Genomic DNA, 12,279 nt, shown 5'->3' with positions numbered 1-12,279 from the left:
GCCGCTGCGCCGCGCCCGGCACCTGCCGCGCCCGCCCCGCGCGCCGGTGGCGGCGGCAATCCATTTGACGCCCTCAAGTAATTATTTTGTTTTTGAAATTGGTTTTTAAACCAATGTATTAACGAATGGGCGTGCGGTTTTAGGAATAGGCCGTACAACTTTTTAATTCGTTTCTCAGTCCTATTGCGAAGGTATCGAAACTTATGGCGACCAAAAGACAGAGCGTGCAGAAGCGGCTTCAAAAAGTGCGCCCGCCGCGCGTGCAACTCACGTACGACGTGGAACTCGGTGACGCCATCGAGAAAAAGGAATTGCCTTTCGTCGTCGGCGTGATCGCCGACCTGGCGGGCCAGTCCGAGGTGGAGCAGCCCAAGCTCAAGGACCGCAAGTTCGTCAGCATCGACCGCGACAACATGGACGACGTCATGAAGGGCGTGGCCCCGCGTGCCGCCTTCCAGGTGCCGAACAAGCTCGACGCCCGCGGCGGCAGCTTCGGGGTCGACCTCACCTTCAACTCGATGGACGCCTTCTCGCCCGAAGCCGTGGTCGAGCAGATCGAGCCGCTCAAGCGCCTGCTCGACGCGCGCACCAAGCTGGCCGACCTGCGCAACAAGATGGCCGGCAACAGCAAGCTCGAAGACCTGCTGGCCGACGTGCTGAACAACACCGAGCAACTCCAGCGCCTGGGACAAAGCGCCGGCAAGAAGGACGAAAGCTGAACATGACTGCGCAAGCACTATCGGCATCGAGCGGTGCCGCTTCATCGGAAGCCACGGTCGACCTGCTCGACCAGATCGTCGAGAAGAGCAAGGTCGCCAAGTCCGACGTGGAACACACGCGCACCAAGGACCTCATCGGCGAACTGGTCAGCCAGGTCCTCGAGGGCTCGGTGATCGTCTCGGACAACGTGTCGGCCATGATCGACGCCCGCGTGGCCGACCTCGACGCGCTCATCTCCGCGCAGCTCAGCGCCGTGATGCACGCGCCCGAGTTCCAGAAGCTCGAGAGCACCTGGCGCGGCCTGGAGTACCTGGTCAAGGAAACGCCGACCGGCACGATGCTCAAGATCAAGGTCATCAACGCCACCAAGCGCGACCTGATCCGCGACTTCAAGGCCGCCGTCGAGTTCGACCAGAGCGCGATGTTCAAGAAGGTCTACGAAGAAGAGTTCGGCACCTTCGGCGGTGCGCCGTTCGGCGCGCTGGTGGGCGACTTCGACGTCACGCGCCAGCCCGAAGACATGTACTTCCTGGACCAGATGGCGCACGTGGCGGCTGCCGCCCACGCGCCCTTCATCGGCGCGGCCTCGCCCGAGCTGCTGGGCCTGGAAAGCTTCTCCGACCTGGGCAAGCCGCGCGACATGGCCAAGGTGTTCGACACCGTCGAGTACGCCAAGTGGAAGTCGTTCCGCGATTCGGAAGACTCGCGCTACGTCGGCCTCACGCTGCCGCGCTTTCTCGGCCGCCTGCCGTATCACCCGCGTGACGGCACAGTGGTCGACAGCTTCAACTTCGTTGAAGACGTCGACGGCACCGACCACGCCAAGTACCTCTGGTGCAACGCCGCCTGGGCCTTCGCCACGCGCCTCACGGCTGCGTTCGACGACTTCGGCTGGTGCGCGGCCATCCGCGGTGTCGAAGGCGGCGGCCTGGTCGAAGACCTGCCCACGCACACCTTCAAGACCGACGAAGGCGAGATCGCCCTCAAGTGCCCGACCGAGATCGCCATCACCGACCGGCGCGAAAAAGAGCTCAGCGACCTGGGCTTCATTCCGCTCGTGCACTGCAAGAACTCCGACTACGCGGCGTTCTTCGGCGCGCAGTCGCTGCAGAAGGCCAAGAAGTACAACACCGACAGTGCCAACGCCAACGCCGTGTTGTCGGCGCAGCTGCAGTACATCTTCTCGGTGTCGCGCATCGCGCACTACCTCAAGGCCATGATGCGCGACAAGATCGGCAGCTTTGCCTCGGCACACAACGTCGAACAGTTCCTGAACCGCTGGATCGCGCAGTACGTGCTGCTCGACGACAACGCGACGCAGGAACAGAAAGCCCAATTCCCGCTGCGCGAAGCCGCCATCCAGGTCGGCGAAGTGCCCGGGCGGCCCGGCGTGTACCGCGCGGTCGCGTTCCTGCGGCCGCACTTCCAGCTGGATGAACTGTCTATTTCACTGCGCTTGGTCGCCGATCTGCCGAAGTCAGTGAATAAGTAAGGAGGCAGATCGGGTGCGCGGCCGAGGGGCCGTGCTGCAACACGTTAACTGTCAGTAATCAATCAAGAAGGGGAAGAAACATGAAAGATATCTACGTCAAGTTCGGCAGCCCGGCCATCAACGGCGAGTCGCAGGACAAGGACCACAAGGACTGGATCGAAGTCAGCTCGTGGCAGCACAGCATCGTGCAACCGCGCTCGGCCACCGCGTCGACCGCCGGCGGCCACACCGCCGAGCGTTGCGAGCACGGCGAGATGATCTTCACGAAGGACATGGACGTCGTCAGCCCGCTGCTGTATCAGCACGCGTCGGGCGGCACCACCTTCGACGAAGTCACGGTGCAGTTCTACCGTGCCGACGGCGAAGGCAAGCGCGTGCAGTACATGGAGATCAAGCTCAAGTACGTGCTGATCGCCAGCGTGAACCCGAAGGTCGTGAGCACCGACGTGGCCAGCGTGCCGAGCGAGACCTTCTCGCTGAAGTACGCCGCCGTGCAGTGGAAGTACACGCAGCAGAAGATCGGCGGCAACCAGGGCGGTAACTCGCAAGGCGCCTGGAGCCTCACGAAGAACGACAAGACCTACTCGGTCTGACGTAAGTCGGGCAACGTGGACCGCGGCGCAGGCCGCGGTTTCTTTTTGGCGCCGCGCCCCCGCGCGGCGCCTTGCGTGCCCGCTGTCCGACGCGAGAGACAGGGAGTGACCCATGACAGGATTCGAACCGGGCCTGCTCGACAAGCTGTTCGATGACGACTGGCGCGGTCCGGCTTCGCCGGTGCTGCGCCATTTGTCGCTTGACGAGGTCAAGAACGTGGTCGCACGCGACCTTGAGTCCCTGCTCAACACGCGCATGGTCTTCGACGACGCCAAGCTCGAGGCCTACCCCGAGTGCCGGCGTTCTGTCATGACCTACGGCCTGAGCGATTTCTCGGGCCTGAGCCTCGCAAGCCACTACGACCGTTCGTTCATCTGCCGCTCGCTGGAGCAGGCCATTGCCCGCCACGAGTCGCGCCTGCGCGATGTCTCGGTGTCGCTCGAAGTCGACGGCCAGGCCAGCACCCACATGCTCTATTTTGGAATCACCGCCTTGCTCGTGCTGCCCGAGCTGGCCGAGCCGGTGAACTTCGACGCCATGCTGCAGCCCACGACGCTGCAGTACTCCATCACCCGCGGCACCGGCAAGAGCCGGTACGCCTAGCGCCACGATCCGCGCACACGACGCACACCATGGACGAGTTGCTGCCCTTCTACGAACGCGAGCTGGCCTTCCTGCGCGGCTACTCGCAGGAGTTCGCCAAGGGCTACCCGAAGATCGCCGCGCGCCTGGCCATCTCGGCCGACGCCAGCGAAGACCCGCACGTCGAACGCATGATCCAGTCGTTCGCGCTGCTCACGGCCCGCATCAGCAAGAAGCTCGACGACGACTACCCCGAGCTCACCGAAGCGCTGCTCGAGGTGATGTACCCGCACTACCTGCGGCCCTTTCCGTCGTGCTCCATTGCGCAGTTCGACGCCGGCGGCGCGGCGCTCGCCAAGCTCAGCAAGCCCATCACCATTGCGCGCGGCACCGAACTCACCTCGCAGCCGGTGCGCGGCGGCGCCTGCCGTTTTCGCAGCGTGTACGACGTCACGCTGGCAGCAGTGCAGGTGTCGAACGTGGTCTACCACTCGGTGGTCAACGCGCCCGCGCAGGCCTCGCTGCCGCGCAACGCCACGGGCTGCCTGTCGGTCACGCTGGAGGCCACCGGCGAGCAGAAGTCGCTCGGCACCCTGGCGCTCACGCTGGCGCGCCTGCGCACCTTCATCGATGCCGAGCCCTCGCTGGCCACGGCGCTGGCCGACGCCATCTTCCTGAAGACGGCCGCCGTCTTCGTGGAGCCCGAGCGCAGCGGCAAGTGGACGCTGGTGCAGGGCGAGGCGCTGCACCCCGTCGGCTTCGACGAGGCCGATGCGCTCATCGAACTGCCCGCGCGCTCGCACCCCGCGTACCGCCTGCTGAGCGAGTACTTCGCGTTTCCCGAAAAGTTCAACTTCGTCGACATCGACCTGGCGAACGCGCTGCGCCACATCGGCTCGTGCCGCTCGATCACGCTGCACTTGGTGATGACCGACGTGCGCGCCGACTCGCCCACGGCGCGGCTGCTCGAAGGCGTGTCGAGCCGCAACCTGCGGCTGGGCTGCACGCCCGTCATCAACCTCTTCAAGCAGCGCAGCGACCCCATTCGCGTCACGCATGCCGCGGCCGCATACCCGGTGGTGGCCGATGCGCGCCGCGCCTTCGGCTTCGAGGTCTACAGCATCGACTCGGTCAAGCTCGTGAAGCAGACCGCCGAGGGCGACGCGTACATCGAGTTCCGGCCCTTCTACTCGCTGCACCACGGCGAGCACCCGAAGGAGGCTGAGCACTACTGGTTTGCGCGGCGCAACGAACTCGTGGCGCAGCGCAGCCCGGGCTACGAGACCGAGCTCTCGATCGTCGACATCGACTTCCAGCCCTCGCTGCCGCAGACCGAGACGCTGAGCATCGACCTCACCTGCACCAACCGCGACCTGCCGCATTCGCTGGCCTTCGGCCTGCCCGGCGGCGACCTGTTCATCGAGGGCAACTCGGTGGCGCGTTCGATCCGCATGTTGCGCCGCCCGACGCAGACGCTGCGCATGCCGCGCGGCAAGGGCGTGCAGTGGCGGCTGGTGTCGCACCTGTCGCTCAACCATCTGTCGCTGGCCACCAGCGGGTTGCCGGCGTTGAAAGAGATGCTGCGGCTGTACGACCTGGGCCGTTCGGCCGTGTCGGCGCGGCAGATCGAGGCCATCACCGCGATCGAGCAGCAGGCCACCACGCAGTGGTTGCCCGGCAAGCCCTTCGCGACCTTCGTGCGCGGCATCGAGCTCAAGCTCACGGTCGACGAGACCGGCTTCGTGGGCAGCAGCCTGCAGGCCTTTGCCCGCGTGATGGACCATTTCTTCGGTCTCTATGTGCACCTGAACAGCTTCACCCAACTGGTGATTGTTTCGGCGCGCGACAAGGAGGAGCTGGTGCGATGCAAGCCCCGCAGCGGCGAATCGATCCTCCTGTAGCCGAAAGGCTGCTGCGCGAACCCTACCGCTTCGAGTTTTTCCAGGCGGTGCGGTTGATCGAGCTCATGCTGCTCAAGCGGCAGGAGCGCGACGTGCACCAGCGCCTGGTGCCCGGCGAGCGCATGGTGCCGCGCTGGGTGCGCTTTCGCAGCTCCACGAGCCTGAACTTTCCGCCCAGCGAGATCGAGGCGCTGGCGGTGCGCGACGCCGTGGGCGAGCTGATGTCGGGCGCGCAGCTGTGCGAGCCGCCGGCGCCGCATGAGGACGAGCACGGCCTGAGCCGCATCGAACTCACGCCCGCGTCGTTCGGCATGCTGGGTGTGTCGGGCGCCTTGCCCATCGTCTACACCGAGATGCTGATGCGCCGCGAGCAGCATCTGCGCGACAGCTCGGCGCGCGCCTTTCTCGACGTGTTCAGCAACCGCGCTGCCGCGCTCTTCTATGCGGCCTGGCGCAAGTACCGCCTGCCGCTGCACTACGAGCACGAGCGCAGCCGCGCCTACCTGCCGGTGCTGCTGTCGATGGCCGGGCTGGAGCACACGGCCCAGCGCGATCCGCTGACCGACGGCACGGGCACCGTGTTCGACGAAACCGTGGCTGGCTATGCGGCTGCGGTGCGCCACCGGCCGATGTCGGCGGCGTACCTGCAGCGCGTGCTGTCCGATTACTTTCGCAGCCACATCCGCATCGAGCAGTTCCTCGGCAAGTGGTACGACATGCCCGTGCAGCAGCGCTCCAAACTGGGCGAGGGCAACGTGAGCCTGGGCCAGAACGCGATGGCGGGCGAACGCATCTGGCAGCGCGACCTGCGCATCCGCCTGTGGATCGGCCCGCTCAAGCGCAGCGCGCTGCGCGAGTTCTTTCCGGGCCGCGCGCATGCGAAGGCGCTCGAAAAAATGCTGGCGCTGCTCGCCGGCGTGACCTGCGAATACGAGGTGCGCCTGATCCTGGCGCGCGAAGAAGTGGCCGCCGTGCAGCTCAGCGACAGCGGCGGCAGCCACCTCGGCTGGGACAGCTTCATCACCACCCGCCAGGCCGAGAGCGACCGCAGCGACACGCAGTACGAGCTTCAGCCGCTGCAGTGACCTTTCAACGAACACGACCGACAGAAGAACACCACCGCTCATGAGCACCTCGCTGAAGACACTGATCACCAAGCTCAACGCCAGCGCACGCATGGCCACGCAGCGCGCCGCCAACCTGTGCCTGGCCCACGGCCACTACGAGGTCGACCTGGAGCACCTGTTCCTGGCGCTGCTCGAGCAGACCGACAACGACCTCGCGCGCGTGCTGCACGCCAACCGCATCAGCGCCAGCGCGATCCAGTCAGACCTGGAGCGCGAGATCCAGACCTTCAAGAACGGCAACACGCGCACGCCGGTGTTCTCGCAGCACCTGCAGCAGCTGTTCCAGCAGGCGTGGCTGCTGGCTTCGCTCGACGCGCATGCGGCGCAGATCCGCTCGGGCCACCTGCTGCTCGCGCTGCTCACCCAGCCCGACCTCGCGCAGCTCGCGCAGCGCGGCTCGCCGCTGTTCGCGAAGATCCGCCTCGAAGACCTGAAGCACGACTTCGACAAGCTCACCGACGGCTCCAGCGAAGCGGCGGAAGCTGGCGCCTCGGGCGCGGCGGCCGAAGGCGACGCGCAGCAGGCGCCGGCCGACCCGCTGGCCGCGGGCGTGCCCGGAAAGACGCCCGCGCTCGACCAGTTCACCACCAACCTCACGCAGCGCGCGCGCGACGGTGCGCTCGACCCCGTCATCGGCCGCGACACCGAGATCCGCCAGGTCATCGACATCCTGATGCGCCGTCGCCAGAACAACCCCATCCTCACGGGCGAGGCGGGTGTCGGAAAGACGGCCGTGGTCGAAGGGCTGGCACTGCGCATCGCCGCGCAGGACGTGCCCGAGTCGCTGCGCGCCGTGGCGCTGCACACGCTCGACATGGGCCTCTTGCAAGCCGGCGCGAGCGTGAAGGGCGAGTTCGAGAACCGCCTGAAGAACGTGATTGCCGAAGTGAAGAAGAGCCCGCACCCGATCGTGCTCTTCATCGACGAGGCCCACACCATGATCGGCGCGGGCGGCCAGGCCGGGCAGAGCGATGCGGCCAACCTGCTCAAGCCTGCGCTCGCGCGCGGCGAGCTGCGCACCATCGCCGCCACCACCTGGGGCGAGTACAAGAAATACTTCGAGAAGGACGCGGCGCTCGCGCGGCGCTTCCAGGTCGTGAAGGTCGAAGAGCCCAGCGAGACACTGGCCGCCGCGATGCTGCGCGGCATGGTGCCGCTGATGGAGAAGCACTTCAAAATCCGCGTGCTCGACGAAGCCATTACCGAGGCCGTGCGCCTGTCGCACCGCTACATCAGCGGGCGCCAACTGCCCGACAAGGCGGTGAGCGTGCTCGACACCGCGTGCGCGAAAGTGGCGCTGGGGCAGAGCGCGACACCGGCGCTGATCGAAGAAGCGAATCGTGGTCTCGAACGCATCGAGGCCGAGAGCGCCGCGCTGGTGCGCGACACCGCGGCCGGTGGGCGCCATGACGCGCGTCTTGCCGAACTGGCGGAACAGAAAAGTGCGCTGCAGGCCGAGCTGGCTGCGAGCCAGCAACGCCTGGCCGAAGAGAACGCGCTGGTCGAACGCATCCGCGCCCTGCGTGCGCAACGCGACGAATCGGCCGCGCAGCCCGATGCCGCACCCGCAGTGGCAGAGAAGGCGCCCGCCCGCGCCGCCGGCCGCAAGAAAACCGCTGCTGCCGCTGACCCCACGCGCGACCAGCTCGATGCCCTGCTCACCGAACTGCGCGCACTGCAAGGCACCACGCCGATGGTGCCGCTGCAGGTCGACGGCCACGTCGTCGCCGAGATCGTCTCCGCCTGGACCGGCGTGCCGCTGGGCCGCATGGTCAAGGACGAGATCAAGACCGTGCGCGCCCTCGACACCCTGCTCGCCGAGCGCGTGATCGGCCAGGACCACGCGCTGGCCGCCGTGGCCCAGCGCGTGCGCACCGCGAGCGCGCGCCTGGAAGACCCCAACAAGCCGCGCGGCGTGTTCATGTTCGTCGGCCCCTCGGGCGTCGGCAAGACCGAGACCGCGCTCGCGCTGGCCGACATCCTCTACGGCGGCGAGAAGAAGCTCATCACCATCAACATGAGCGAGTACCAGGAGGCGCACAGCGTCTCGGGCCTGAAGGGCTCGCCGCCCGGCTACGTGGGCTACGGCGAAGGCGGCGTGCTCACCGAGGCCGTGCGCCGCCAACCCTACAGCGTGGTGCTGCTCGACGAGGTCGAGAAGGCCCACCCCGACGTGCTCGAGATGTTCTTCCAGGTGTTCGACAAGGGCATGATGGACGACGCCGAGGGCCGCGAGATCGACTTCCGCAACACGCTGATCATCCTCACCTCGAACATCGGTTCGTCGCAGATCATGCAGGCCTGCCTCAACAAGGCCGATGAAGAACGTCCCGCGCCCGATGCGCTGGCCGACGCACTGCGCCCCGTGCTCATGAAGGCCTTCAAGCCGGCCTTTCTCGGCCGCATGAAGGTGGCACCGTTCTATCCGATCACCGATGCGGTGCTGGAGCAGATCATCGCGCTCAAGCTCGGGCGTATCCGCGACCGCATCGCGACCAACCACAAGGCCGTGTTCGAGTGGGACGACGCGCTGGTCGAGGCCGTGCTCGCACGCTGCACCGAGGTCGACTCGGGCGCACGCAACGTCGACCACATCCTCAACGGCACCTTGCTGCCCGAGATTGCCGAGGCCGTGCTCACGCGCATGGCCGACGAGACGCCGCTCGCGAAGATCAAGGCCAGCTGCGGCAAGGGTGGCGAGTTCCGCTACCGGATCACCTAGGCGCGGCAACGGCGCGTGTCCATGGGAGAACAAAAACAATGACGACGACCTTCACATCGGCCTCGCTCGGCGGGCTCTTGCGCGCGGGCACTACGCAGCGCGAGCGCCTGCTGGTGCTGCACACGCCGCTGGGCGAGAACAAGCTACTCGCAGAGCGACTGGACGGCGTGGAAAGCATCGACGGCGGCGGCTTTCGCTTTGAACTCACCGCACTGAGCGACGACGCGCACATCGAACTCAAGACCCTCATCGGCCAGGGCGTGCGCCTCGATCTGCAGACCGCGCAAAGCCGCACCGAACTGCGCCCCTTTCACGGCCATGTGAGCGAGGCTGAGTGCGTGTCGAGCAACGGCGGCATGGCGCGTTACCGGCTCGTCATCGAACCGTGGATGGCCTTCCTGCGTTACCGCCAGGACAGCTGCCTGTTCCAGCACCAGAACGTGTTCGACATCGTCGATGCCGTGTTCGGGCGCTACCAGAGCCAGGGCCAGCTCGTGCCGCAGTGGCGCTGGGAGATCGCCCAGCGCGACATCTACCCCGTGCGCGGCATCACCACCCAGTACCAGGAGAGCGACTTCGACTTCGTCGCGCGCCTGCTCGCCGAAGAAGGCCTGTACTACTGGTTCGAGCACGCCACCGGCAAGGACGGCGCGCTCGGCAACCACACGCTCGTCATCGCCGACCACGCGGGCGCCTTCCGCGCCAACACCCAAGCCACCATCCGCTTCCACCGCGCCGATGCCAGCGAACGCGAAGACACCATCCAGCAGTGGCGCGGCCACCGCCAGCTGCAGACCAACAGCCTCGCGCAGCACAGCTGGGACTACAAGAGCGTGAGCGCGCGGCCCGTGCAACGGCAAAGCCGCGCCGCGGGCCAGCGCACCTTGCACTGGAGCGACGACCCCGGCGCCTACGGCTGGGAGACCAGTGCACAAGGCGAGCGCCTGCTGGCCAACGCCCTGCAGGCACTGGAGCTGCGCAACAAGCGCTTTGAAGGCCGCAGCGCCGTGCGCACCCTGGCGCCCGCCACCACCTTCACCTTGAGCGGCCATGAGCAGCACGACAAGGACAGCGAGCAGGACCGCCGCTTTGCCGTGCTCGCCGTGCGCCACATCGCACGCAACAACTTCGACGAAGACCTGAAGACCGGCATCGGCGAGAGACTGGGCCTGCCCGACATCGCCACCGTGTTCGACAGCGGCAATGCCGACACGACCGCAGACGCCGTCACCCACTACCGCAACGAATTCACCACCGTGCGCGCGGCCATCCCTTACCGGCCGCTGAGCCTGGACGGCCACGGCCAGCGCATCCACCCCAAGCCCAGCGTGCACGGCAGCCAGAGCGCCATCGTCATCGGCGTGGGTGGCACCGATGCCCCGGTCCACACCGACCGTGACCACCGCATCAAGGTGCAGTTCCACTGGCAGCGCGGCAGTGCGTCCAGCGCACGCCAGTCGCGCACCGACGGCCAGGACAACGCCCCCGCCGCCGACCGCCTCGGCGCCTGGGTGCGCGTGGCCGCCAGCGCCGCCGGCGACAACTGGGGCCAGATGAGCCTGCCGCGTGTCGGCCAGGAAGTGCTGGTGGAGTTCCACCACGGCGACATCGACCGCCCCGTCGTGGTCGCCGCGCTGTACAACGGCGCCGGCCAGGTCGACGCCCAACACAACCAGAAGTCAGCAGGCGCCGCCCAGTCCACCGGTAACGCCCCCGCATGGTTCGCCGGGGAAGGCAAGGGCGCCAAGGAACATGCGCACAACGCCGTCTTCAGCGGCATCAAGACCCAGGAACTCAGCGCCAGCCAGAGCGGCGACGGGGGCTACAACCAGCTCGTCTTCGACGACACCCCGGGCCAGGGCAGCACCAGCCTGGCCACCACGCAAGCCAGCAGCCGCCTGCACCTGGGGCATCACAAGCAGCAGGACGACAACGCACGCGGCAAGGGCCGCGGCCACGGGGCCGAGCTGGCGACCACCGCGCAAGGCGCGATCCGCGCCGGCGCGGGCCTGCTCGTGAGCGCCTATGCCCAGCCGAACGCCAAGGGCGCGTTCATGGCGAGTCGCGAAGCGCAGCAGCAGACCAAGCAGGCCGAAGAACTCGCCACGTCGCTCGCGCAGAGCGCGCAGACGCAGAAGGCGAAGATCAAGGGCGAAGGTGCTCCGGGCGAGCTGCCGGCTATTGCCGCGCTGAAGCATGTGGCTGAGGTGCTGGAGGCCAAACAGGAGGGCGGCGGGCCCTCGGGTAACAACGGATCAAGCAGCGGAGACATCAAGGCCACCGAAGGCGGCCACGGCAGCGTCACTGCGTACAGCGAGCCGCACCTGCAGTTCAGCGCGCCGATGGGCATCGGCTTCGTCACGCCCAGGGAAGTGATCGCCGTGAGCGGCCAGCACACCGCCATCGTCGCGAGCCAGGACATCGACCTGCCCGCGCAAGGGCAGATCGCCCTGAGCGTGGCCAAGGGGGTGAGCCTGTACACGGTGGGCACGAAGGCCGGAGAAGGCAGCGAGCCGAACCAGGAGCGGGGCATCGCACTGCATGCGGCCAGCGGCAAGGTGAGCCTGCAGAGCCAGACGGGCGCCACGAAGATCGCGGCGGACAAGAAGGTGACGATCGCCAGCACGGCGAAGGACGTGGCCGTGGAGGCGCCCAAGCACGTGCTGCTGACCAGCGCGGGGGCGTACATCAAGCTGGAAGGTTCGAGCATCAAGATCCATGCGCCGGGGAAGGTGACGTTCAGGGGGATGCATGACTTTGTGGGGCCGATGGGGGGCAGTGTGGACAACAGCGTGGGTCAAGGTGAGTTCCAAGGGTGCCCCTTCAAGCTCGCGAGTGCCGGGGCTGCTGGTGTCAGTGCGATATGACGGTGCAGCCGTTGTCTGGCGTCGCAACACTGGCGCAATTGCAAGCAGTATTCGACAGCGCGACGTCTCTCTACGTGCTGGTCGATCCCATGCAGGGAGAGCCCATCCCGGTATCCATGGATGCCTCTGCCGACTGCGCTGCGCAACAGGTGGCTCGCGAAACAGCGTGGGGTCGCCAAGTCACGGCCGTGCCTCTCGATCCTCGCGTGCCGTTGGTGCAGTCGCAGTATCCCTACCTTGTGACACTGCAAGGTGCGGGCGACGAATGGCTTGC

The 12,279-nt window shown here is 66.8% G+C and carries 9 protein-coding genes; all 9 read left to right on the top strand.

Features of this window, described 5'->3' with window-relative positions:
* Positions 1–203 precede the first annotated feature (203 nt).
* A complete protein-coding gene (gene tssB / locus AAG801_RS34730; protein WP_341892508.1) occupies positions 204–719 on the top strand; it encodes a type VI secretion system contractile sheath small subunit in 516 nt (171 codons plus the stop codon).
* 2 nt (positions 720–721) lie between these two features.
* Positions 722–2,212, top strand: a complete 1,491-nt coding sequence (gene tssC, locus AAG801_RS34725) for a type VI secretion system contractile sheath large subunit (RefSeq protein WP_099793842.1) — start codon at positions 722–724, stop codon at positions 2,210–2,212.
* Positions 2,213–2,292: 80 nt separating this feature from the next.
* Complete coding sequence (locus tag AAG801_RS34720) at positions 2,293–2,805, top strand: type VI secretion system tube protein Hcp (RefSeq protein ID WP_062474768.1); 513 nt, start codon at positions 2,293–2,295, stop codon at positions 2,803–2,805.
* Positions 2,806–2,917: 112 nt separating this feature from the next.
* On the top strand, positions 2,918–3,409 hold the full coding sequence (gene tssE / locus AAG801_RS34715) for a type VI secretion system baseplate subunit TssE (RefSeq protein ID WP_095747206.1): 492 nt from the start codon (positions 2,918–2,920) through the stop codon (positions 3,407–3,409).
* 29 nt (positions 3,410–3,438) lie between these two features.
* Positions 3,439–5,289, top strand: coding sequence for a type VI secretion system baseplate subunit TssF (gene tssF / locus AAG801_RS34710; RefSeq protein ID WP_101494024.1), 1,851 nt, complete (start codon positions 3,439–3,441; stop codon positions 5,287–5,289).
* A complete protein-coding gene (gene tssG, locus AAG801_RS34705; protein ID WP_341892507.1) occupies positions 5,253–6,374 on the top strand; it encodes a type VI secretion system baseplate subunit TssG in 1,122 nt (373 codons plus the stop codon). Before tssF ends, tssG begins: the two co-directional genes overlap by 37 nt.
* A 40-nt stretch (positions 6,375–6,414) precedes the next feature.
* Positions 6,415–9,138, top strand: a complete 2,724-nt coding sequence (gene tssH / locus AAG801_RS34700; protein WP_341892506.1) for a type VI secretion system ATPase TssH — start codon at positions 6,415–6,417, stop codon at positions 9,136–9,138.
* 38 nt (positions 9,139–9,176) lie between these two features.
* The gene (locus tag AAG801_RS34695) at positions 9,177–12,005 is read left to right on the top strand and encodes a type VI secretion system Vgr family protein (protein WP_341892505.1); all 2,829 of its coding nucleotides are present in this window, start codon (positions 9,177–9,179) and stop codon (positions 12,003–12,005) included.
* A partial coding sequence (locus AAG801_RS34690; RefSeq protein WP_341892504.1) for a hypothetical protein occupies positions 12,002–12,279 on the top strand: 278 nt, incomplete at its 3' end. The genes AAG801_RS34695 and AAG801_RS34690, both read left to right, overlap by 4 nt.

It is taken from the genome of Variovorax sp. YR752, assembly GCF_943372545.1.
Note: the sequence above shows the minus strand (reverse complement) of the source record. Positions and strands in the feature narration are given on the sequence as shown.